20 protein-coding genes are annotated in these 24,850 nt (G+C 37.9%); 9 read left to right on the plus strand and 11 right to left on the minus strand.

What is annotated here, in order from left to right; translation table 11 throughout:
- Nucleotides 1–105: 105 nt before the first annotated feature.
- The 3 genes from AY601_RS10375 to AY601_RS10385 all read left to right on the plus strand — a co-directional run bounded on the left by AY601_RS10375 (nucleotide 106) and on the right by AY601_RS10385 (nucleotide 3,966).
- Entirely contained in the window at nucleotides 106–645 is a 540-nt protein-coding gene (locus AY601_RS10375) for a hypothetical protein (protein WP_068400272.1), read from the plus strand.
- The gene (locus AY601_RS10380) at nucleotides 639–1,175 is read left to right on the plus strand and encodes an STM3941 family protein (RefSeq protein WP_068400275.1); all 537 of its coding nucleotides are present in this window, start codon (nucleotides 639–641) and stop codon (nucleotides 1,173–1,175) included. Before AY601_RS10375 ends, AY601_RS10380 begins: the two co-directional genes overlap by 7 nt.
- Before the next feature lie 307 nt (nucleotides 1,176–1,482).
- Complete coding sequence (locus tag AY601_RS10385) at nucleotides 1,483–3,966, plus strand: DUF5686 and carboxypeptidase regulatory-like domain-containing protein (RefSeq protein ID WP_068400278.1); 2,484 nt, start codon at nucleotides 1,483–1,485, stop codon at nucleotides 3,964–3,966.
- Between the two features lie 122 nt (nucleotides 3,967–4,088).
- On the opposite strand, the gene AY601_RS10390 is transcribed toward AY601_RS10385, so the two are convergent.
- From AY601_RS10390 to AY601_RS10415, 6 genes are all read right to left on the minus strand, one after another.
- Nucleotides 4,089–4,742 carry an MBL fold metallo-hydrolase gene (locus tag AY601_RS10390; RefSeq protein WP_068400281.1) on the minus strand — a complete coding sequence of 218 codons (654 nt, stop codon included), beginning with the start codon at nucleotides 4,740–4,742 and terminating at the stop codon, nucleotides 4,089–4,091.
- Nucleotides 4,743–4,754: 12 nt separating this feature from the next.
- Nucleotides 4,755–6,524: an ABC transporter ATP-binding protein gene (locus tag AY601_RS10395; protein ID WP_068400285.1), complete on the minus strand. Its 1,770-nt coding sequence runs from the start codon at nucleotides 6,522–6,524 to the stop codon at nucleotides 4,755–4,757.
- A gap of 82 nt (nucleotides 6,525–6,606) precedes the next feature.
- The gene (locus tag AY601_RS10400) at nucleotides 6,607–7,578 is read right to left on the minus strand and encodes a 2,3-diaminopropionate biosynthesis protein SbnB (RefSeq protein ID WP_068400288.1); all 972 of its coding nucleotides are present in this window, start codon (nucleotides 7,576–7,578) and stop codon (nucleotides 6,607–6,609) included.
- Between the two features lie 17 nt (nucleotides 7,579–7,595).
- Entirely contained in the window at nucleotides 7,596–8,570 is a 975-nt protein-coding gene (sbnA, locus tag AY601_RS10405; RefSeq protein WP_068400292.1) for a 2,3-diaminopropionate biosynthesis protein SbnA, read from the minus strand.
- 107 nt (nucleotides 8,571–8,677) lie between these two features.
- A complete protein-coding gene (locus tag AY601_RS10410) occupies nucleotides 8,678–9,271 on the minus strand; it encodes an RNA polymerase sigma factor (RefSeq protein ID WP_068400295.1) in 594 nt (197 codons plus the stop codon).
- Nucleotides 9,272–9,546: 275 nt separating this feature from the next.
- Nucleotides 9,547–11,931, minus strand: coding sequence for a glycosyl hydrolase family 95 catalytic domain-containing protein (locus AY601_RS10415; RefSeq protein WP_068400298.1), 2,385 nt, complete (start codon nucleotides 11,929–11,931; stop codon nucleotides 9,547–9,549).
- Nucleotides 11,932–12,644: 713 nt separating this feature from the next.
- Between AY601_RS10415 and AY601_RS10420 the strand changes: the two genes are divergently transcribed.
- The gene (locus AY601_RS10420) at nucleotides 12,645–14,102 is read left to right on the plus strand and encodes a hypothetical protein (RefSeq protein ID WP_068400301.1); all 1,458 of its coding nucleotides are present in this window, start codon (nucleotides 12,645–12,647) and stop codon (nucleotides 14,100–14,102) included.
- 29 nt (nucleotides 14,103–14,131) lie between these two features.
- Here the strand turns inward: AY601_RS10420 and AY601_RS10425 are convergent, their stop codons facing one another.
- Both AY601_RS10425 and dnaA read right to left on the minus strand, forming a co-directional pair.
- The gene (locus tag AY601_RS10425) at nucleotides 14,132–14,563 is read right to left on the minus strand and encodes a hypothetical protein (RefSeq protein WP_068400304.1); all 432 of its coding nucleotides are present in this window, start codon (nucleotides 14,561–14,563) and stop codon (nucleotides 14,132–14,134) included.
- 22 nt (nucleotides 14,564–14,585) lie between these two features.
- Nucleotides 14,586–16,016 (minus strand): chromosomal replication initiator protein DnaA, encoded by a 1,431-nt coding sequence (gene dnaA / locus AY601_RS10430; protein WP_068407398.1) that lies wholly within the window; start codon nucleotides 16,014–16,016, stop codon nucleotides 14,586–14,588.
- 871 nt (nucleotides 16,017–16,887) lie between these two features.
- On the opposite strand from dnaA, the gene AY601_RS10435 reads away from it, so the two are divergent.
- From AY601_RS10435 to AY601_RS10450, 4 genes are all read left to right on the plus strand, one after another.
- A complete protein-coding gene (locus AY601_RS10435) occupies nucleotides 16,888–17,640 on the plus strand; it encodes a hypothetical protein (RefSeq protein ID WP_157287850.1) in 753 nt (250 codons plus the stop codon).
- A gap of 56 nt (nucleotides 17,641–17,696) precedes the next feature.
- On the plus strand, nucleotides 17,697–18,125 hold the full coding sequence (locus AY601_RS10440) for an SRPBCC family protein (RefSeq protein ID WP_068400310.1): 429 nt from the start codon (nucleotides 17,697–17,699) through the stop codon (nucleotides 18,123–18,125).
- Nucleotides 18,126–18,221: 96 nt separating this feature from the next.
- Complete coding sequence (locus AY601_RS10445; protein ID WP_068400313.1) at nucleotides 18,222–19,361, plus strand: hypothetical protein; 1,140 nt, start codon at nucleotides 18,222–18,224, stop codon at nucleotides 19,359–19,361.
- Between the two features lie 45 nt (nucleotides 19,362–19,406).
- Nucleotides 19,407–19,919: a hypothetical protein gene (locus tag AY601_RS10450; protein ID WP_068400316.1), complete on the plus strand. Its 513-nt coding sequence runs from the start codon at nucleotides 19,407–19,409 to the stop codon at nucleotides 19,917–19,919.
- A 379-nt stretch (nucleotides 19,920–20,298) separates the two neighbouring features.
- Here AY601_RS10450 and AY601_RS10455 read toward each other — a convergent pair whose 3' ends face one another.
- Nucleotides 20,299–21,273: a 3-keto-disaccharide hydrolase gene (locus tag AY601_RS10455; protein ID WP_068400319.1), complete on the minus strand. Its 975-nt coding sequence runs from the start codon at nucleotides 21,271–21,273 to the stop codon at nucleotides 20,299–20,301.
- A gap of 290 nt (nucleotides 21,274–21,563) precedes the next feature.
- Nucleotides 21,564–22,091, minus strand: coding sequence for a protease (locus AY601_RS10460; protein WP_068400323.1), 528 nt, complete (start codon nucleotides 22,089–22,091; stop codon nucleotides 21,564–21,566).
- A gap of 383 nt (nucleotides 22,092–22,474) precedes the next feature.
- Here AY601_RS10460 and AY601_RS10465 point away from each other — a divergent pair, with 383 nt between their 5' ends.
- Entirely contained in the window at nucleotides 22,475–23,869 is a 1,395-nt protein-coding gene (locus AY601_RS10465; RefSeq protein WP_198163666.1) for a glycosyl hydrolase family 18 protein, read from the plus strand.
- A 163-nt stretch (nucleotides 23,870–24,032) separates the two neighbouring features.
- On the opposite strand, the gene AY601_RS10470 is transcribed toward AY601_RS10465, so the two are convergent.
- On the minus strand, nucleotides 24,033–24,848 hold the full coding sequence (locus AY601_RS10470; protein ID WP_232324730.1) for a DUF4249 family protein: 816 nt from the start codon (nucleotides 24,846–24,848) through the stop codon (nucleotides 24,033–24,035).
- Between the last annotated feature and the right edge of the window lie 2 nt (nucleotides 24,849–24,850).

The raw sequence follows: 24,850 nt of genomic DNA on the forward strand, positions 1-24,850 counted from the left end.
AACCTTTTATATTCCTGCTTTCTTAGCAATAATTTTTTAGCCTGAGAAGCAGGAATAGGCTTGATTATTGAAGGGAGAGAATAAATTTAACCAATCAATAATTTAATGACAAACATTTTTAAACATTCCGCTGCCAAATTAGCCATAGCCGCTACCTCTATTTTACTATTGCAATCCTGCGCCGAAACTGCCGACAAATTCTTTGATGTTGCGGTGTTAAACACGAATTTTGTATCCAGGTTTGCAACTCCTTCAATGGCGAAACAAATTGATGGAGCAACCCTTGAATTTCCAGATATCCCTTCTTCTAAGAAAAAAGGTGATGAGGCTGTTAATTCCATTAAAAATGATATTCTTTATATAGAAAAATCCCTGAAGGATGTCAAAGCTTTAAGTGCTAGCGGTGAACGCAAAGTCATCCAGGACCAGGCTGTAGATCTTTATGAGTATGTACTGCCCGTTTATAAAAATGAATATACTGCTTATGCCAAATTATGTGATGCAAAGGCTCCGCAAGAACAAAAAGATAAGCTCATCAAATCTATTGAAGAAAAATACAATACCGGATTTGAGAAGAAATACTCCATTTTATTAGAAAATGGTAAAGCATTCGCAGAAGAAAATAACCTGAACGTGAAATGGTAGTAGAATTTTTCAGAAACAGAAAGAAATCAATTAATTTATTATTGATATTATCAGGCATACTGTTAGTTATGCTGCTGATCCTGCTTTATAGCAGTGGAATCATTTCGGGTGGTATAATTATTGCTAAAGGCATCGCATTTTCTGCTATAGGAATTGTAATATTGGCTATCATCATCATCAAAACGATGATTTCCTTAAAAGATAAGTCCCCTTTAATTGTACTGAGCCCAGAAGGGATTACAGCAAAGGTTACTGCTGTGAGTAAAGCCGCTGGTTTAATTTTATGGGAAGATATTTCTGATATACAGCTTCACAAGGTTGGAGGAGATACATTGATTACTTTGATCATTAATAATCCTGAGCCTTATTCAGCGAAAATCCGCAAAAAACTGACTTCAATTGCTTTGGAAAAAGATCAGGATTTGCAAATTTATATGACTGCTTCAGTACTTGATATCAATGCAGGAGAACTTTTTGATCAGGTGACTGCCTATAGGGCTCAGCTAAATCCAGGAGTTGCTTCAATTTAAAAAGATGGTAATTCTTGAATAATGATATTTCTTGAATAGTTATTCCTGAATAACATACCAGTCCTTAATTACAAAGGGGCATTCCTTTAGTGAACTGCCCCTTTGTGAATAAAAAACAGCACCATAATCCTGGAGAGCATGGCTATTATAATCTGATCAATCACGCACCGCATTAATTATCAAAAAAAAAGAAAAAAAATGATTAACGAATAGCATTAAATCACCTTAATATTTAACTTCTTTTAACTTATTGTTATATAATATTATAAGAATAATATACCCACCTTAGTGATAAGTTATTATATATATGAAGAAACTATTATTTTCCTTAGTGTTCCTGCTTGGCGCAAACCTGGTTTTTGGGCAACAATTTATCCTTAAAGGCGTTACCTCCGACAAGCAAAACAACACGCTTCCTTTTACCAGTATTTATATCCAGGGCACAACTAAAGGCACTTCTGCCAATACCAATGGAGAATATCAGCTTAAATTGGAAAAAGGTCATTACACTTTAGTCTTTAAAGCAGTTGGTTATAACCAGCTGATCAAACCAATAGATATCAGCGCAGATATGAACCTCCCGATTATCATGGACGCTGAAGTATACCAGCTTAAAGATGTAGTGATCAAAGCGAATTCAGAAGATCCTGCCTATGAAATTATCAGAAATGCAATTAAAAAAAGGAAGCAGCATCTCACTGAAGTCCAAGCTTTTTCCTGTGATACTTATATCAAAGGCGTAACCAAGCTTAGAAATGCGCCTAAGAAATTTATGGGCAGAAATGTACAGGAAGACCTTAAAAACAGAGGACTGGACTCAGGCAAAAGAGGGATACTCTATCTTTCTGAATCAGTTTCTAAATTCAACTTTCAGCAGCCAGGTAAAATAAATGAAGAAATGATTTCTTCAAAAGTGAGTGGGAACAGCAATGGATTCAGCTTTAACCAGGCTACAGATTTTTTAATTAGTTTTTATAAAAACACTGTTGATATCAAAGAATTAAGCAACGTGGGTTTTGTCTCGCCTATAGCTGATAACGCTATGCTATTTTACCGCTATAAATTTATAGGAACATTTAGAGAAGGTAACGACTGGATCAACAAAATCCAGGTTATATCCCGCCGTAAGTATGATCAGGTATTTAATGGATATATTTATATCATTGACGATAGCTGGCGCATTCATAGCACAGACCTCGCTATCACCAATAATTCAATTATTGAAGGTATAGATACATTGCATATTAAACAACAATTTATACCTGTTCATCAAGATAAATGGATGCTGGCCAGTCAGCGTTACGATTATACAGGCGGTCTGCTGGGCTTCAAATTTATGGGCACCTATACAGGCGTATTCAACAACTATAATATTGAGCCTAATTTCCCACCCAGGTTTTTCACCAACAGGATCATGAAAGTGAATGCCGATGCGAATAAAAAAGATTCCACGTACTGGGCAGGCGTGCGCCCAATGTTGCTGACCCCGGATGAGCGCCGGGATTATGTAAAAAAAGACAGTATCAAACTGGTGCGGAATTCTGATAAATACAGGGATTCAATTGATAGAAAAGAGAATAAATTTAAACCTCTAAAAGCGCTCTTTTTAGGCTATAATCACCAAAATACGAGGGAAAAGGAACACTGGGGAATAAGCGGCCCAATTTTCAATATTAATTATAATACGGTAGAAGGCTGGATCTATAACCCTAAAATAACCTATAGAAAAACGCTGAAAGACAGTACTTCGCTGGTGACACAACTAATTCCACGTTATGGCTTTGAGAATAAGAAACTAACGGCAAATGCTAATCTGACTTACAGATATGATCCCAAACACAATGCTTATGCTGGAATTCGCGGAGGAACAAGCTATGCAGATTTTAACACGAACTACGATGCAATCCCTGCCCTATTTAATACAGTCAGCACCTTATTTGATAAAAACAATATCTTAAAGTTATACAAAAAAGATTTTGTGAATATCAATTCGGGCAGAGAACTGAGTAATGGATTATATCTTTCGGGTAGCCTGGAATATGCCAGCAGAACTCCTTTGCTGAACACCTCTTTCAGAACAATTAAAAACTTTCCTGATAAAGAGTTCACCGCGAATAATCCATACCCTATTTCGGGTAACGATTACGCGTTTGTGGCGAACAAAGCACTTACCCTCGGTTTAACCCTGAATATTACCTTTGCTCAAAGCTATATTGAACGGCCTGATTTTAAGATCAAGCAGGGTTCTATTTATCCGAAGCTACAACTCGATTACCGTAAAGGGATAAAAGGCCTGTTGAATTCAGACATAGACTATGATTATGCAGGTGCCCGTGTGTTTGATACCAATAAGAGATTAGGCATGATTGGTACTTTCAAATACAGCGTAGCAGCAGGTAAATTCCTCAATAGGGACAAAATGTATTATATGGATTTCAAGCATTTTGCGGGTAGTAATATCGTAGTCTATACGCAATTTACCGATGGCTTCATGCTGCTTAGTCCTTATGAATTCAGTACTGGGAAAGAATTCCTGGAAGGACATTTCGAACACAATTTTGGCGGTCTTTTCCTGAGTAAAGTCCCATTATTTAAACAATTGAAATTACAGGAAGTTGCCGGTGTAAATTACCTGACTTCTGACGTGATCAAAAATTATACAGAAGTTTATATAGGTGTGCAGCGGTTCGGATTAAGACTGAACTTTGTTAAAGCTTTTAATTATGATAACGTAAGTGCTTCAAAAGAGAATCAAAGTACAACAGGATTCAGAATATCGGCAGGGTTCTAAGCTGAGAAGAGATCAGCTATACCAAAACTGATCTCCTAAAAAAGAGGCCCTATTGAGACGCGCTATCTCCCAAATAGTGTCTAACTGTCAGGAGATTACGTTTTCTCAATAAAGCCTCTTCTTTATTTAAATGCTAAAGGATCGGGCCTGTTTTTTCGCATTCTGAAATCAGCAAACATATGCTTTTCATCAATCATGAAATACAGGTTGTTAGACATCAGAAAATCCAGTTCTTTGCCCGAAGTTATCCCAAAAGAATGTCCGGGCCAGATCATTGTATTTCCGGGAAAATAATTCTTAAAAAACTGAACTGAATTATAAAGCGTATCAACATCATCAATACCGCACTCCCCTACACCTTCGATGAAAACAGTATCACCAGTAAAACAATGTAAACCAATCTGATAACAGGTACTTCCTGAAGTATGTCCTGGTGTAACTACCGGAATAATCGTTAAATTAGCGATAACAAGCTCTTCCAAATGATATACCGGCTGCAAATTCGGACAACTAAAATTATAATCCCTGATTTCGGTTGCGGACATATAAACCGGAACCTCATGCCTCACTGCAAAAGTTGAAGCCAGATTTACATGATCCTTGTGCGCATGTGTTAAAAGCACTCCCTTTAATACAATCTGATGTGCTGACAAAAAATCATTAATTACCTGATAATCCCATGCCGGATCAACCAATACGCCTGTTTTGCCCTCATGAATCAAATAACATTGATTTTTCATCTTCCCTTCAGCTACGCGGAAAAGTTTTACTTCCATAACATCCTTTATTTAGTTCGTAAACTGAATTTCACTCAGGTTTCTGTACAGCCCGCCACTCACGTCAATCAGTTCATGGTGTGTGCCTTCCTCTACAATTTGTCCCTGGTGAAGCACTATAATTTTATCGGCTTGCCTTACCGTGGCCAGACGATGGGCAATCACAATAGAAGTACGTCCTTCCATTAATTTATCCAGTGCATCCTGCACCAATCTTTCGGATTCAGAATCCAGTGCCGAGGTTGCTTCATCAAGTATTAAAATACGCGGGGCTTTGAGTACTGCACGCGCAATCGCAATTCGCTGACGCTGTCCGCCAGAAAGCTGTATCCCACGCTCCCCTACAATGGTATCCAGGCCCAGGGGAAATCTTTGAATAAATTCCCAGGCATTTGCTTTTTCTGCAGCAGCGATAATTTCTTCCTGGGAAGCACCTTTTCTGCCATAGCCAATGTTATCTCCAATGGTACCGCCAAAAAGGAAAACATCTTGCGGAACAACCGCAATTTGCGCTCTCAATTCGGATAAAGGAATATGCGTACCATCCCTTCCATCAAAGAATATCCCCCCTTTTGAAGGATTATATAATCTTAGTAATAAAGATACAATCGTGCTTTTACCAGCTCCACTTGAACCTACAATGGCAATTTTCTGATTCGCTGAAGCCTCAAAAGATACCCCCTGCAATACATTAATGTCTTCCCTTGTAGGGTAATGAAAGTGAATATCACGGAAAGCAATTGTTCCATGAAGCTGATTTTCAGGAGCAATACTCTTGAAATCGGTCAGCTCCTCCACCGGTTCTTCCAATAAATCAAAAAGATGAGTAGTGGCCCCAATGCTTTTCTGCAACGAAGTATACACCTCCGCCAAACCCGAAATAGAGGTAGCAATGAATATTGAATACAATAAGAAAGAAATAAGTTCACCTGAAGCAACTCCTGTAGTTACCCCGCGCCAGATTACAGCGACCAGTGTTCCGAATACCCCGATGATGACAAAAGAACTAAATAAACCTTTATACTTACCACCTTTCATTCCTAGTCTGGCCATTTCGTTAGTATGTGCACGGTACCGGCCAATTTCAAAAAATTCACTGACAAAAGCTTTTACACTGAAGATCCCCTGTAAGGTTTCCTCGACAACAGTATTGGATAGTGCGACTTTATCCTGTACTTGCATGGCATATTTATTCAGAAATTGTCCGAATAATTCACCAATAACCATCATCACCGGTAACAGCAGCAGCATGAAAATAGTCAGTTCAAACGAGGTGAGCATCAGTAAAACCAATCCGCCGATAATAATAACTGATTGCCTCACCAGCTCTGCTAATGTAGTGTTGAATATTTCTTGCAACAACGTAATGTCGGCTGAAATTCTGCTGCTCAGTTCTCCGACCCTTTTATGCAGAAAAACACGCATTGGCATTTTAATCAAATGACTATATACAGTCTGACGTAATGCAGCCAGTGTTTTTTCAGTAACATTTACAAATAAGACCACCCTAAAAAAAGAGAAGATTGCCTGTAAAACAAGAATAATGATCAACAACCAGCCAATATAAGTAGTCTTGCCCGACACGATCCCCTGCTTCCCGCCATCAATCAGTTGTCCGAGTAATTTCGGCAACGCCAGGCCGGATACACTGGCAACCATCAGCAGAAAAAGCCCCAAACTAAATTCCAGCCAGTAAGGTTTTACATAATGAAATAACTGCAATAATGATTTAAGAGAATTACTCCTGGCACTTTTAACTTTAACAATTGTCGGATTTTGCATTTAGAGAGCTTTGGATTTAAATTACATAGTTAGAGCCCGAATTCCGGCGGGCTCTAAAATAAAATTCGTAAACGATTGGTGATTAGTCCGGTAATGCGAAACCCATGTTCTTATGCAAGGCTTCCCGGTAGTAATACCCTCCTACGGCAATATCAAAAATGGCCATCCCCATTGGATTGAACATGACAACATCAGTTGCCTCCCTTTTATCCAAAATACCTTTGTTCACGATTTCTGCAATCGAATAGGTATGTTCTTCTAAAAGCCCTTTTTCTTTGTGCATATTTTCTATATCGGTATTCTGTCTGCAGACCTCTTCCCAGTTATCCACGATAATGATATCCATAAAGTCTTTCATCTCCACCGTATAATCCCTTAGAGACACATTAAGCTGTAAAGAACCTTCTTTTGGAGAAAGGTTAATATAAGGCGTATCAGACACGGTGCAGGTAATAAATATATCTGCATCCTGGTAACATTCTTCCCAGCTTGACACGATAAATGTTTGTGCTGCAATTTCATCGTCAATATAATTGACATCAACCGGGTTCAGGTCGTGGATCAGTACCTTATCAATATCAGCCCCCAGAATAGCAGTAATCATTCTGAGGTGCATCTGGCCAATCGGCCCAAAACCATTGATCCCAACAATTAATTTACGATCGCTATTGCGGCTATTAATGAATTCTTTTACGACTAACCCAGATACAGCAGCTGTTCTGATTGCACTGATTGTTGCCGTGTTAATGATACAGCGTGGAATCCCCGAATCATGTTCATTTAAAATGGTAACGGAATTTGCCCTTAATTTATCCTTGTAAATATTATCAGGAAAACTTGCAATCCATTTGATGCCTGCCCATGGATTTTCTCCGCCAATATAAGCGGGCATAGCAATAATCCTGTTTTTAGGATCTCCGAATCTTAAATAAGGTTTAATTGGCTGTGAATAATCGTTGGCATGAAGCTGCACTACTGCGTCTTTGATTACTGAGGTTAATTGTTCCCAATTAAAACCGATCTCTTTAATGTTATTGGCATTCAGATATAGCATGATTTTTATTTTATAGCTTAAAAATTAATGGAAAGAACTTCTTCGTTTAACTTGGCAGCCAGTTGTGTACCCCACTCCTGGTTATAAATTGTATCTAAATAAGTATGGCCTTTATCCGGGAAAATTAATAGAGAAGTGGCCTTGGTATCGCTGTCATTGAATCTGAAGTAGTTTTTAGCAGCCAGATAAACAGCTCCTGAAGAAGCACCTGCAAAAATTGCCTGCTCATTCAGCAGTTCACTACAACCTCTGATAATACTCATTTGAGAAACGATAACTACATCATCAATAATTGCATTTTCCATGATTGGGGGCACCTGACTTGCGCCTATTCCTGAGATATAACGTTTAACAGGTTTGTCACTGAAAATAACTGAACCTTCTACATCTACCCCTACAATTTTCACCTCTGGTCTTTTCTTTTTGATAAAATCAGAAATCCCGGTAATTGCTCCACTGGAGCTTACCGCAACGAAAATATAGTCCAGACGATCAAAAGAAGAAAGAATTTCTTCTCCCAGGCCATAGTATCCCTTATAGTTATTAGGATCACTATATTGATCGGCGATAAAAGAATCCGGTGTTCTTTCATGCAATTCATTCACAACATTGATCCTGGTCAGCAAATACCCTCCGGTATGATCTCTTTCGGTAACTTTTACGACCTGATGAGACATCAGGTTTAATAAAGTCTCATAAGAAGAATTAATATTTGGATCGATTACCGGGATAAATCTTAACCTGAGCCTTTTGCAGATAGAAGCAACCGCTATCGCAAGATTACCAGAACTGGACGCAATAATAGTTGTATGTTCCGTTATCTTTCCTGATTTAATTCCGTTATAAATGATGTTGAATGCAGCACGGTCTTTTGAAGACCCGGAGAAATTATTGTATTCTAATTTGGCAAAGAGATTGGCTTCTTTATTTTTGAGTTCAATGAGAGGTGTATTGCCTATAAAGGCAGCGAGTTTTCCTAGTTCGTTTAACATGGGTAGGTGAGCTAAAGATGAGAGATAGAATATTAATTATTTTTCTCAATAGAGTATTAAACCGTGCCTTTTCACTACTGAAATTGAAAAAAATAAAACAAATAAGCTCATTGTTCTCTGGAGAGCAGCAGGTAAACTTCCTGCTCTTTGGTGATAGCCGATTTGATTTTATCAACCGCTTTATAGAGGACATTGTAAACCGTATGGATAGAAACTTTGTTGCGCATTGCTATTTCCTTATAAGATAAACCAAGGTAATATTTCTGATAAACCATGCGGCGTTGCTTTACCGCCAGTTGACCAATGTGATCTTTGACAATTTGCTTTACAGCACCGCCCACACCGTTCTGAATATATCCTTCTTCTAATGAAGGAGATAAGCGTTCATCTTGTACATCCTGAATAGTGTACAATTCGTTAGGACTGATCAGCCTTTTTCCGTATAGCTTTCTTAAAAAGCAAGTAATAATATAACTATGGAAGTCACTGACCTTTTCCAAAGACGATTTGTTCTCCCATAAATACAGGAATATATCGTTAATAGAATCTTTTACCACATCTGCTGAAAAGTATCTTTTATACCCTATATAACTAAGATAATGGTGATAATAAGAATATATAGTATAAAAATCATCTTTATCTTTTGATGCGATAAAAGATTTCCAGTTATATTTTAAGTCATGTTCCTTTAATCCTGCCATAGTATTAAACAATTGAATCTATTAATATATTTTATAAAGTAAAGCAATTCAAATTAACACATTGTTAATTAAACAACTTATTGTCATTAACGATTTACGGGATAATTATTTTTTTCATAAACACCCGGAAAATACGTATTAACTGTAATTACTAAGAGATTCCTTAAAATTAAATTATAAAATTTTAAATCTATTTATTATTACACCAAACAGCGATTGCCTTAGGTGAATGGCACAGGATTATTTTTTGCAGAAAATTGAATAGGAGTTGCTGTCTACAGCAACTCCTCAAGGCTATAAGCATTTCCTGCAGCTACAGACAAACTGATCGTTTTATCTCTATATTTAATTTTACAGTCCCCCGTTTTTTTGGCTTTTAGCTGTGCCGAGATGAGTTTACCATTTTCCCATTGCATATCAATACGATACCCACCTCTGGCAATCAAGCCCTTAACCTGGCCCATTTTCCATTCTACAGGAACAGCTGGCAAAAGTTCAATATACCCCTGGTGACTTTGCAATAGCATTTCTGCAATTCCCGCTCCCCCACCAAAGTTTCCATCAATCTGGAATGGCGGATGTGCACAGAACAGGTTTGCATAAGTACCACCACCATTCATCTTCACTTCTGCCCCATTACCGACAAAACGCAATAACTTCTTTAATGCATCATAAGCCCGCTCGCCATTTTGCATTCTTGCCCATAAATTGATTCTCCAGGTGATTGCCCATCCAGTCCCCTCATTGGTACGGATAGTCAAAGATTTCCTGACTGCATCAGACAACTCCGGATTTGCCGAGGAGGTAATAGAATACCCAGGATAAGCCCCGAAAAGATGTGATACATGCCTGTGGTGAGGGTCCTCATCCTTCCAATCATAATACCACTCCTGTAAATTCCCCGCTTTACCGATCTGATAAGGCAGCATCTTCTTTAAAGCAGTCTTAACCTGATTACGCACATCAGGATCTGCATTTAATAATTCACTTGCTTTCACATAATCATTGAATAACTCTCTGATAATAGCCAGATCGGCCGTACCACCATATAACAATGCGCCAACATATCCGGATGGCGTGATATAATTATTTTCTGGCGAAGTAGACGGCGCTGTCAACAGGTGCCCTTTTTTATCTGCGACTAAAAAGTCCAGACAAAATTGCACCGCACCTTTCATCAGCGGATAAGCTTGCTCTTTTAAGTAAGCTGCATCTTGTGTAAAAGCATAATGCTCCCAGAGATGCGTAGCCATCCAGTTACCGCCCATTGGCCAGTTTGCCCAGGCCGGAGAACCTTTCCCAAAATCGCCAACCGGATTAGTCATCGCCCAGATATCACTATTATGGTGTAAAACCCAACCACCGGCCCCGTAATAATTCCTGGCGGTCACCACTCCATTTTTAGCCAGACGGCCAATAAAATCAAGCAAAGGCTGATGCAGCTCTGGCAAGTTTGCAGTTTCTACCCCCCAATAATTCATTTCTGCATTGATATTAGTTGTATAATTACTACTCCATGGCGGTTGAACTTTCTCGTTCCAGATTCCCTGTAAATTAGCAGGTAGTCCACCTGGCCTTGATGAACTTATCAATAGATATCTGCTATATTGATAATATAAAGCAACCAGTGCGTTATCATTTTTACCAGCAGCAAATGCATTTAACCGATCTGTAGTATTGAACTCCGCACGGTCTTCATCACCCAAAGTAAGTTGTACACGGTCATAATATTTTCTAAAATCCTGGGTATGCTTTTTTAACAGTTTAGCATAAGGAGCTGCTTTTTGTAAGTAACCCGCAGCTATCTTCAACTCATTTTTCCCATGGGTACCCGGATTGACATCAAATCCATTATAACTCGTTGCCATAGAAAGTACAATAACCGCCTCACGCGCCCCCGAAATATGCAGGGTACTATCTTTCGCATTAAATTTACCGTCTGTTTTGAGCACTTTAACTTGCGCTGTAAAGCGCATTGCATTCACATCGTCCCAGATCACCTCATTCTTATAATAACTTGGAGAAGCATGTATAGGTGAATGCCCGTTCATTGACAGGACTTTCCCATTTGAAGATACTTTATGGTGTAACAGACTGTTTAAACGACAGGTGAAATCAAGTTTATCTTTTCCGCTTGCTGTAAACCTGACTACAACCAGCTGAGCTGGATGAGAAATAAATGTTTCTCTGGTATAAGCTGTTCCATTGAGCGTATAGCTCACTTTACTCATTGCATTTTGTATATCAAGCTCTCTTTTATACTGCGTGGGCTGTCCTTGCTGTTTAAAATCAAAAAACAAATTTCCAAGTGGCGCATAAGATTCTGAGAATTTACCCTGCATAAAATGCACCAGTGAATCTGCTTTTTTATAGTTCTCGGAGAATAAAGCTTCTCTTACAGGCTTAAGATAAGTCTTTGCCTGAGGATTCATATCCGGATTAACAGGGCCGCCTGCCCATAATGTGGCCTCATTTAAAGAAAATCGTTCTGATTGTACACCGCCGTAAACCATAACTCCTAACCTGCCGTTTCCTAATGGCAATGCTTCTTCAAACTGGGTGGCAGGTTTATTATAAATAAGTTTATGGTTATTTTGCTGTGCAGAGGTTTGAATTATAGTCAACAGAAGGCCGGCAAAAAAAAGGAAATTTTTCTTCATTTGATATATAGCTTTATTTGGTCACGATAAAATAATAAAATAATAGGACATTCAGGTTTTACTTTATTATCCAATGATTAAACTATATAGGCTATAAAAAAATTACAGCTAAACTGTTCCTTACCAGGTTTAGCATTTTAAATTCAAGCTTAAGTTTTATTGCTTTGAGTTAAAAACACATCTAGTGATATTAATTAAGCGATATACCCCTGAAAAGCTAGTTATGAATCAATTACAATTAAGATGAGCTGGATTAGAAAAGCCGGGCACGCTATCCGAATTTTACCATAGCCCTCAAAACCTATAAAATTAACTTGACCATTATATTTATACAGCTCAATCTAAAAAAATCAATTCGCCGGGTTCAGAAATTAATAAAGAGAAATATCATTTGATAATTATCTTTATTCGAAGCATTATAGGTGCTGAATACCTAACTAAAATACGACCAGCATTTTCTAAACTTATAGAATTCTTCAGGAAATTATCCAAAAGTTTTATTTTGCCTGGCGGCAGTCTGGTTATGGATGCGTTAATTTTACAGTATTCAATTTTCCAGAAAAACACGATTTATGTTAACAAAACAACATATATATGTAATAACACTACAAACTTGTTAATTTCCGACTATTAAATTAAAAATCTTAAGGCAGATTGCTTCTCCTTCGCTATTTTTAAATCAGCCTATTGTAAAGCAATTTAAATAAGTATAAATGAAGACAATCCTCAAAACGGCTGTCATTTCAACGTTAATCTTTTTCCTTTCTTCTGTTTCCCTATATGCTGCCCACAGTTTACAGGATAAAATACAGCTAGCTGTAAAATCTTCTCCTTCTGCTGCTGAAAAACAGGTTGAAAAGCTAATTAAGTCTTATATATGGTTAGCGAAGGAAGAAAACCTTAGCAATAACAGAGAAATATTATTAGCCGTAATTACAAAAAGCAATCTTCCAGATAAAAAAGCATTCCTATATGAAATAGAAGCTTTATATGCGAAAAGGCTTTTAAAGTTCGATAAGGCGAAACTTTACATCCTGAATGCGCTGGATGAAACTCCGCAAGAAAATCCACGGTTTATCAGGCTGCTGAGAATACTGGCTTTTATTGATACTGACCTGGAGAATTACATGCGGGCTATGGAAAGTTACCTCATTATAGAAAAACAATTACAAAGCCAGCAGGACACCAGTAAACTTATTCTGAATTACGCCAATATTGCAGACCTGTATATCAAAAGCAGTCTTTACCAAGAAGCTATTGAGGCGCTGGATACTGCACATCACTTGGCTGTCCAACAAGGAAGAGAACAGATTCAGCTTTTAGTTTATGAAAATAAAGCCACGGCATACTTCTATTTAAACAACCTGGACTCTTTAAACTATTATGCAGCAAAAGTAAGCCATATCAGGTTTGCGAATGCCAGCCATTTGCACCGCATGAAATATATGATCTTATTGTTAAAAAAAGATAAAAGATCAATTGATGAAATCAAGGCACTGGTAGATGATGCAAATGATTCTGAAAAACTATATACCTATCTTCATTTTGCAAGGGCTTATCTGCTATTTGATCAAACAGAGAAAGCCAGGGCAATAGCCTTTAAACTATTGTCTTCTGCCGATTTGAAGAACCTGGGTTATATGAGAGGTAAACTATTCAATATTGTAGGTGACGCCTATGCAAAAGAAAAGAAGTTTGCCTCAGCGGCACAATACTATAAAAAAGCAACTGACCAGGCTACAGCGAATACCGTAAAAACGATGAAAACCGGTAGTATTCTGAATTATTTGAAATATGATGAGATCAAAAAGAAATATGTGGTTGCTCAGGAAAACTTACAGGTAAGACAAAACTACTTTATGCTCTGTATGGTAGTAGCGGGTATGATTATATTAACTTTCATTTTCCTGTACCGATCACTGAAAATGAAGAAAAAATATGATGAATTGATGTTTAATAAATTAAACAATGAGATTTCATTTATCAATTCTCATGAGATACGCGGTTACCTGAGCAATATACTGGGTATCATTATGGTGATCAAAATGAGCGAAGACAAGAAAGAAACCTACCTGGAGTTTGAACAGGCACTTTTTGATTCTGCCGAAAATCTGGATAGCTCTATTCAGAATATTGCAAAAAAACTAAATGACAAAGCTGAATCCTGTTAGCAAGATTCAGCTTTGTCATTTGATTTTTTTCAGACTAAGACTTCCGATTCAGTTTCTTTTTCAATTGCAGCTTCTTTAAGTCTCAATTGTTCATTGAGCTCCTGAAACTGAATTCTGGCTGTTGGGTGTAAAGCCAGGATACCATTCACCTGATCTGCTCTTCCGTCTGCAATTCTCGCATTCAGCGCTATTACATCCTGCTCAGAGAAGCTGCCGTTTTCAAATTTGGCTGTCCAGTGCTGAATGAATTTAGCCACATCCTGAGTTTCCATTTCCCTGATGATCGGAGATAAACTTAACTTCAGCTGATCAGCTTCGTGCATTTCCTTTGTATAAAAAGGATTTAGTGCCTTAAACAGAGGGATACTATAATTTTGCACCTTTCTGATGACATGGACCAGGTAAGGGATCGCAAGTATAACAACCAATAAAATTGCTATTGTAGTCGCATTTAAGTTCATAGTTTTTATGCTGGGTCGAATTTTAACTCATCTTTAATTTCTTCTGGATATCGTTTACATATCCTTTGAATTTTTTATCACTGTCAATCAAGTCTTCTACTGTTTGACAAGCATAAATTACTGTAGAGTGATCTCTGCCTCCGTAAAATGCGCCAATACTCTTCAAAGAAGATTTAGTCAGGCTTTTAGACAAGTACATAGAGATTTGTCTGGCTTGTACGACCTCACGTTTACGGGTTGGTGACTTCACCAGGTCTACAGCAACTTCAAAATACTCACAAACTAATTTCTGGATATATTCCATTGAAATTTCTTTAGATGTATTTTTAATGAAATTCTTCAACATTGACTTGGCAAGGGCCAGGTCGATCTCTTTTTTATTTAAAGTTGCCTGTGCAAGTAAGGAAACCATTGCGCCTTCCAGTTCACGGACATTGTTATCAATATTGTGTGCAACATATTCAACAACTTCTGCTGGTAAGTCGATTCCGTCACTTGCCATTTTCTTTCTCAGGATTGCAATCCTTGTTTCTAAATCAGGAATTTGCAAATCTGCTGATAAGCCCCATTTGAAACGGCTGAGTAAACGTTCTTCTAAACCAGACAAGTCTTTTGGAGCTTTATCTGAAGTAATGATGATTTGTTTACCGGATTGGTGTAAATGATTAAAAATATGGAAAAAGATATCTTGTGTTTTCTCTTTTCCTGCAAAGTTGTGAATATCATCCATGATGATCACATCCATAGCTTGATAGAAGTTTACGAAGTCATTGATCGTGTTATTTTTCAAAGACTCAACAAACTGCTGACAAAATTTTTCGCAGGATACAAAGATGACTAATTTGTCTGGGTAAGTACGTTTGATCTCGTTACCGATGGCTTGGGCCAAATGCGTTTTACCCAATCCTACTGCACCATAAATCATTAATGGATTGAATGATGTTGCTCCAGGTTTAGCGGCAACAGCGAAGCCCGCAGAGCGTGCCAGACGGTTACAATCTCCCTCGATGTAATTATCTAAAGTATAATTAGAATTCAATTGTGGATCAACGTTCAGTTTCTTCAAACCCGGGATCACAAAAGGATTTCTTAAGTCCTTGCTGATCGGCGCTGGTGCAGGCAATGTTTTCGAAGCAATGTTATTGGTGTTTGCTGGTGAGCTTGCAGCAATATACGGTGTATTGCTTTTTGATGGTTTATTGTCTACAACAATGTTGTATTCTAAACGGCCGTCATCTCCTAGTTCCTGCTTTACTGTTTTGCGTAAAAGGCCAACGTAATGCTCTTCTAACCACTCATAGAAGAACAAACTTGGTACTTGTACAGTTAAAACGTTACCCTCTAATTTTAAGGCCGAGATCGGTTCGAACCAAGTCTTATAGCTTTGATTCGGGATGTTAGCTTTAATAGTTTGAAGCGAGTTATTCCACACTGTTGTACAAGTATTCTGCATAGTTTTTTTATTGTTATTGGTAATGTTAATGGCCCTGAAAAAAGCTTCCTTCCTTTTTGGGATTGCGAAGATCCAGAAAATTACCAACAAAAAAACATAAACTTATACCCAGCACTAAGCGACTAAAAAGCAATTATTTAGCTCTTTTTTTTTGGCCATAATGTTGATAAGTATGGGTTACCAACAGGTGTTGTTAACTAAAGACGTGTTAATAACTTCACCAGGTTATTAACCACTGGATGTAGCGCGATAAAAACTAATAACTATCAACCAGTTAGGGTAAGATTTGAAGCGAAAACCAGCCTTGTTAATAAAATTAAAAATCCAGTTTTTTGAATTTGTTGCTTTGGTTTTTGAATAATGGGTCAAAAAAGCACATAATTTCCGGGGTGGAGAATCAGGGTTATACACATTATAGAAAAAGCGTTAAAAAGAGGGAGAGTAAGCAAAGGGTTACCCTCCCCTGTTCAAAGTTTATTCTTTGATTTTTGTTGCCGGAATGGTTTCTGCATATGCACCAGCCAAAATCATGCTTTTGGGGAGCAGCAGGATTAATTTCTGTTGCGCAGGATCTTTACCCACAAAAATAAACTCATGCAGGTTTTCATCAAAAGCGAGTTCATTTCTAAAAACAGATCATCCGGAGCAGCTTTTATTTTAACCTTGTTCAGATTTACCCTCTTAGTGTTAAGCAAAGTTACACTTTGTTAAAGTTTGTAAAATAAAATCCGGCATACACAGTTGTTTTCCTGCGCAGGAAACTCCCCTTTTTCCATGTATATTTTTCGTTATACGCATTGCTAAAAGTCAATTCAGCAATTATCCCGGATTTAATCAATAAATTGGAGCTTATTTATTAATTGATCAAGCTATGTATCTATCAGGAGACTATTTTTTAATTATGCTATCAGGCGCAGTTGCGGTTGCAGTACTGCTTTTAGGGTTGCTGCTTTCTATCGTTGTTTTCTATTCTAAAAAGACTGTACCAGAAATCATTGCCTGGATTTGTGGCGGATTATCTCTTGTGATCTACCTGGCCTCTGCACATTTTGGCGTTTCCAGAGAGTTTGGATGGTTTGATGCCTATCTTTTAAGTATACTGCTGATTTTTTTCCTACTCCTGCAATACCGCTCAAAACTGGCACAGGGAAACAAACTGAAGCTGGTTTTAATCTTTAGAACGGTAATTATCCTGATGGTTTTTTCTACACTTTGTAAAAGAGCCATCAATTATCTGATTACTTCTCAAGTAATCGATTACAAGTCGGGCGTGCTTAAAACACTCTATACAGGTCAAAGTGTAGTTTTCTGGTGCATTGTGACTTCTTCCTGTATCTGGTATTTATATCAGATAAAACCTCCTTTAGTAAAAAATGAAATCTTTAAAACTGCTGTATTGTTCAACTGGCCTGTCTTTTTCCTGACGGTTACTTTAGGTATGCTGTTCTTTTATATAGAATACGTCAGTTTAAACGATGGAGCAACAATCTCCATGCTCTTTAATCAAAAGTTTTTGTTCAATCAAATAGGATTTCTGGTAGTTGGCTGTACAATTTCAGCGATTATCTCAACTATAATTTATTTTTATTACCAAACTGCAAAGAATAAAACACTTACCAATTAAGAACGGGGTACTGACAAAATAAAAGCAATAACTTATTTATAAACTAATGCCTGATTATGGAAACTGCAAATCACACACCTATTACGGTGGAAACCACGGTTAATTTACCCATAGCTAAAGTATGGGAATCATGGAGCCAGCCTGCACATATTACCAAATGGAATAACGCATCGCCCGACTGGCATTCTCCTTATGCAGACAATGACCTGCGTAAGGATGGTAGGTTCAAAACTACGATGGCCGCTAAAGATGGCAGCGTTAGCTTTGATTTTGAAGGAGTATATACCGATGTAAAAGAGCATGAGCTTATCGAATATACCATGGGAGATGGAAGAAAAGTAAAAATCTCTTTTAGCTGCGATGGGGATCAAACTAAAGTCACTGAAACTTTTGATCCCGAAAGCACACATCCGGTTGACATGCAACGGGCTGGCTGGCAGGCTATTCTGGATAACTTTAAGACTTATACAGAAAAGAACTTTTAGCAGCCTGTTAGGATAAACAAATTCTTAACCAACGAGGAGAGGTTTATTAACTTTTGTTTCATATATTTAAACAAGAAAACCAACAAACCTCTTTTCATGAAATATCTCGTCCTTCTCATCCTGTTGTATTGTATTCCTGCCAGGGCTCAGAAAACGTGTATCCCTGTCCCTGACTCTCTTGGCAAAACTTTTGCAGCCGCATTTCTGAACAAAGAAGATATCAGCAAAACGCCCATATTTCCAAATTCACAGGAAATGGATGTGGTGAATAAAATGGAAATATCCAGTAATCCAACCGCAGTTACTGTAGGATCTGAAGAAGATAATGCCTCTTTTAATCAACTTAAAGCATCATGGCAAGAGTTATTGCAGTTGGCAAAAGTTAAAAACATTAATGCGGCCAATGCTAAATTTGTAAAGATTTATTTTATTGAACGAGCGCTTCCAGTGGAACAGGTAAAGACTCCGCATTATATTATATATATACTTCTGAAACAGGCTATTGGAAATATTGCATTGAAATTCGATGTATTGTGGCGCGATCAAAAATGGCTGCTGATTAATATAGACAATGATTTTTATAGCTATGTTGAAAAAGCAGGTGGAAAAAACCCTGGTGGAAAAAGTTCATTTCGTGCTAAAGGATGGAACACATTGACTAAAATCCCCAAAATCTCTTTTGCGCAGTCTTCTTCAGCAAAGGCAAATGGCTGGCAGAGTAGCGCAACATGTTTAGCAGATCCCAAACCATTCGTGAATAAAGTATTGGAAGATTTAGCGGCTAAACAACCTGCAGCAAAATTCTCCAACCTGATTTCTACTGCAGATTTTAAGCAAATTTACCAACCAGATTTAGAGGCTCTTGTTAATCAGGCTGCAAAAAATACTGGTTCTATGTCGGCATCAGACCGCAAAGAATTGAAGAAAATGCAGACCATAATAAAGGAAAATCCGGTGGCCTTGTATAAGGATTATGTGACTGGTCCTATGGAAAAATTAACAGAATATCTAGGTAGCATTGGTTTCACAACAAAAAAGATCCGGACAGTTGAGTATAGCATTACTAATTTTGATCATGAAATCTGGTCGGCGGGAAAAATCATTCTAAAAATTGATGCAGTTATAGACAGTGCCGATGGACAGCAGGCCATTCTATTTTATGCAGGATGGCACAATGATCACTGGCAAATCATTGCAATGCAGGCCACTACTTATGGTACTTCTGTTGCGGAATAGTAACTGAATTTTTTCTCTCCACTCTCATTTTAAAATAGCAAACTTATGGAAGCTGATATCTTATTTTTTGAAAGACAATATTTCAGACAAAAAGCTTTATGGTTAATCCTGGCAGGAGTTAATTTATACGTTATATACATTACTTTTCAGCAGGTATTCCAGGGAATTAATGTTAATGAGGATTCCATGAGCAATTCAAATCTTCTGATTAGTAATGTCATTTTACTAGTTGTCACCTTACTTTTCGCAATAATGCATCTGGATACAATTATCAAAGAGGATGGTATTTGTATACGTTTTTTCCCTTTTCAATTATCTTTAAAAAAATATCCCTTTAGTACAATCAGATCACTGGTGGTAACTAGTTACGATCCGATAACAGAATTTGGTGGCTGGGGTTACAGGTTTACATTTAGTGGAAAAAAGGCCATTAATATTTCTGGTAATCAAGGAATCAGAATTGAATTCAAGAATGGTAAAAACTTATTGATTGGAACTAATCAACCACAGGCTGTCATTGCCACCTTGCAAAAAACAGACCAACCATGGTACCTATAATAAAGATTCATAAGTAGTTACACTGATTTGTTCATCTTTCAGGTATAAATGCACTACCTGATCTCCTTTTTACGGCCACCAGTATTTTTCACTTTGACACTCACTTGTACATCTCCTTGAGCTGTCAGCTGATCTGGGATAACTGCTAAATCTGAGAATTCAAAAGTGGTATAACTCAGTCTTCCATGACCAGCACGATATAATGCGCCTGAGACGGTTGTTTTCCCATAACTATTTGGATCTTCTTTACTGCTTTGTCCTGCTTGTGAAGTTGGTTTTAAAGGGAAAGTTAAAAATGGTTAACAGGATTAATGAAAACCATGTTAACCATTCGCTATAATTCCTTTGTAGCAATAATTCTTATTTACAGCTGTAATTCCTATTTGATTGGGGTAATTATAATTTTTCTAAATTCAATCGGCCCATGGTCTCCCTGAAAATAAATTGGCCCTGGCTCCCCTTCTTTACTGTCAAGGGCACCGCCTGTAATTCCCGGAATTTCCTGGTTACTGATGATTGTTTTTCCGTTCGCGACCACAGTAACCATACGTCCGATTAGCGTGATATCATAAGTCTGCCACTGGTCTGGCCCTAACGCAGCAATTTGATTGGGTGGCAGAAAACCATAAACTCCACTAAACAACACGCTTGAAGGATGTGCATCTTTAGGACTATCTTCAATCTGCACTTCATAGCGTCCTCTTAAATACACGCCACTGTTACTGCCTTTTTGATACTTAAATTCTACGTGTAATTTAAAGTCTGTAAATTTCTGGTCCGAGATCAGATTTGCACCTGAGTGCGGACTGGTTAATACCCCATTTTTAACGACCCACTGGTTTTCGCCCATAGCTTTCCATCCGGTCAGATCTTTTCCGTTAAACAATGCAATAGGTTTAGCCCAGGTGACTGGAGCAGTTCTGTACAGGTAAGGGGCTTTCACACCTTTCCAATTGTATTTTTTACCTTCGCTGGTAACCAAAGTTCCATGAATTTCATCTCCTGTTAGTTCGCCTTCTATCACAAAGTCCTGATCTCCTTTTTCCCATTGTGGTGGAATAGTGAAACTGAATTTGCCTTCCTTAAAAGTGATTTTAGCGATTGGGCGGGCGCTTCCTGAAACACCAACAAAATAACCGGTCAGTGTGCTGTTGCCAGAAAGTTTAACTTCTAACCAGGATGGTACAGTTTTACCATTTTCATCCATATTGATATCCCAGCGCCCTATTAATTCTTTTGCTGTTGCTGCATTTTTCAGATGAATTGTTGGGGAATGGTCTGCTGCATACAAAGTATCAGCCGCCGCGAAGGTGAGCAGACTGCCTAAACTTAAAACAAGAAATTTTCGATACATATTCATAGCATTATAATGGTTACTGATTTGGTAGGATAAGATAGTATTTATTTAATTTCAAATAAACCTTATTTCCTATTATAATGTATTCTTTACGAAGTTGGTGCTGCTGGAAGGAGTGGAAATTGGGTTGCAGCGCGAAGAAAATTGCAGTATTAAATTGATGGATTAGTGTTGAAACAATGGTATGGTATTCAATGATGGACCCATGTTAAATTGATGGACTATGGTAGTAGTCCAAAAATACATATCAGTTCATCAGGGCAGACTATGGAAGATTTCTGAACTTATTAAGGTTTAACGTAATTAAAAACAACGCTGTCTTTAACCGCAAGCCCACTCATTCCTTCTCCATTATAGGTAATCGCATACTTTCCTGGTTTTTTAACTGCATAACCTTTAAGCAAGTCAACTTCGATTGAAAGACTATCTCCTGGGTTTACTTTTTGATAACTGCTGGCTGGTGGCGGCATCATTCTTTTAGCCATCGCACCCTGGTAATTTGCTTCTTCACCATTTGCTTCTTTAACATCAAGGTATTTACTGATTAAAGGTTCAAATGGAGTGTGCCATTTACAAAACTGCTGTACACTGTCTGTAGGGTTGTAAACAGTAAATTTCAGTTTCACGGAGTCACCAACTTTAATGGTATTTTTAATTTGCAGCACAGCATAAATACTTTTGCCAACTGGTCTTTTCCATGCTTTGTTGGTTGCCGCATCTTCTTTAACTTTCCTGGCTGAAGAGGTCGATGTCTGATGGCTACAGGATGAAAATGCAATAACTGCAGCAGATAATAAAGGAATAATTGATTTCATTTTATTTATTTATTTATTGTTTTTTTGTTAAATGGAGCCTTTGATGATTAACATAATTATTGCCCTGCGGTTTTAATAATTATTTTAATCAGGTCGGGTTCATTTTATAAAAGTAGAGCTTTTATCAAGCATAGCTGCATTTTTGACTATTTATTAGTTTAATATTTTATTGGTTTTATTCCGAATCATCATTTTCTGCCAATTTTAATATAAATATGGTTTTCAGGATAAAAAACATCCTTAAAGGCAAAAATCAACTGTGTTTCAAGCGTATTATTGATTATCTTTAAATATTAATTATTTAATTTTAATTAAATAATATTTTGTTTTATACAATTTATCGTGTTAGTTTTATGTTAAATCAATAACCTAAACCAACTATCATGAAAACAAAAAAACATTTAAGATTAATGCTAATGCCTGCATTGCTATTGTTATGCATGGCATCCTGTAAAAAGAAAGAGGCAGAGTCAGCAATTCCTGATAATCAGATGAATGCAAACAATACATCGGTTAATGCCGTTTCTGCAGCTAACTTTAAAGTAATTGGCTACGTACCCTCATGGGCCGGTGAAGTTAATCAAATCCAGTACAGCAAGTTAACGCATATCAATTATGCTTTTATTCTTCCTACCGCTTCGGGTGGGTTCCAACCTTTAGAAAACCCTTCCAAACTTCAAAGTCTGGTGGCTACAGCGCATGCTAACAATGTAAAAGTATTAGTCTCAGTTGGCGGGTGGAATAATGGGGATGACAGTGCGTTTGAGTCCTTTGCATCGAGCGCATCAGGCCGGACCACATTTACCAACAATGTAATCAATTTGGTGAATCAGTATAACCTGGATGGGATCGATATTGACTGGGAATATCCTGATGCAGGAAATTCAGGCAATAATTATACTGCTTTAATGCAGCAGTTAAGTACCGCAATGCACAACAAAGGAAAATTATTGACCGCAGCTGTAGTTTCTTACAATGGCCCTGGTGTTCAAAATGCAGTATTTGCTGCGGTAGATTTCTTAAATATCATGGCTTATGATGAAGGTGGGGCTAATCACTCTACATCTGCACTTGCTGTGCAATCTTTAAACTACTGGATAGGCAGAGGGCTTCCTGCAAGCAAAGCTAATTTAGGGCTTCCGTTTTATGGTCGTTCTGCGAATGAGTATGTGGATTACAAAACTATCTTATCAAGAGGCGGAAGTGCAAATTCAGATTCTTATGCAGGAATCGGATACAATGGTATCCCTACGATCAAGAGCAAAACCAATCTTGCCTTTGATAAAGCTGGCGGTGTGATGATCTGGGAGCTATCGCAGGATGCTACTGGTGCAAATTCACTATTATCAGCAATTAACCAGGTCGTAGTTTCCAGAGCAGGTAATCCAGGCGGGTCTATTCCAATCGGAAGTACAGTAACGTTAAAAGGGATCAATGGCCGTTATGTGAGTGGTGAAGAGGGCGCTACAGCAATGACTTGTAACCGCACTGCAGCATCACCTGTGGAGACTTTTACAGTAGTTGATGCCGGAGGTGGTAAAATCTCGTTAAGAAGTAAAGGCAAATATGTTTCTTCTGAAAATGGAACGCAGGCTATTACTTGCAGCCGCGCTACAGCTGGTGACTGGGAGAAATTTGACTGGGTAGCCAATGCAGATGGAACAGTATCTTTCAGAGGAAATAACGGAAAATACATTTCAAGCGAAAATGGTACGCAAGCAATGACTTGTAACCGTGAAACGATTTCAGGCTGGGAAGCTTTTGGTATCAATAAGTAAATTCCCGGTAGCATTAAATAAGCTTTAGCTATTAATGAAGTGACCTTTTGATATATTAAGTGATTTTAATAAAAGCAGGCTCTCCAACGGATACAGTCCCCCAAAAAGTTAGACATCTTCTGGGGGCAGTCCAGGACGGCCTGCTTTTTATAATCCCGATACCTTACCTGAACAGCGCTTTACGCGAACTTGTCGTATAAGCACTGAAAACACCCAGGGCATTGTTATCAAAGTTTGAAGGCGGGTTGGCTGGCGAAACAGGCTGGGTTTCGGATAAATTCTGACCCAGGCTAAAAAAGTACCTGTGGACTGCCTTATCGACACATTGAAACTCTACAGCAACAGTATCACCGGGAACCATATCCTTGCTGAGGTCATAAAAGATCACATCATTAACTTTATTGCCATTGTTGAAACGATCGTCTGTCGCGACATCGAATTTCACTTTTCCTTTGAACCGCACAATAGAGTGATACCAGTTGTCTACGCCAGGTGGATCATCATAAATAATGGCCACGTATTTCCTGGTTTTATCGACCACTGTAAACTCTTTAAAAGTTAACAGGTTCAGGATTACTTTTTGCGGCATGGTAGAGATTGCAGTATAGGTTTGTCCTTGTACATTGACAGTCAGCTTATAAGTAGTTCCAGGCTTTCCTTTGAATTTAGGACTGTTATAAATTCCGGTAGTTTTCTCCGTATAATTAACGATTGTACCATCGCTGCCGGTCAGTACAACTTTTGCGCCGGCAAGCCCGTTGAATTTATTTGCTTCGGTAAAAGAATAGGTAGTAGAAATCCTGACTACCTGAACTTCATTGAGGTCATTTACGCCGCCATCAATCACAATGACTGGCTTTACATTATCCAGGTTCAGGTCAATTGTTTTCTCGCAGCTTGTCAATATAGTCAACGATAATATCCCGATCAGGAACACTGCTCCGGGCTTAATTTTTCTGTAGTGGTTTGAATACGTCATGA

Origin of the sequence: Pedobacter cryoconitis (genome assembly GCF_001590605.1) — a bacterium.
Classification (GTDB): Bacteria; Bacteroidota; Bacteroidia; order Sphingobacteriales; family Sphingobacteriaceae; genus Pedobacter; species Pedobacter cryoconitis_A.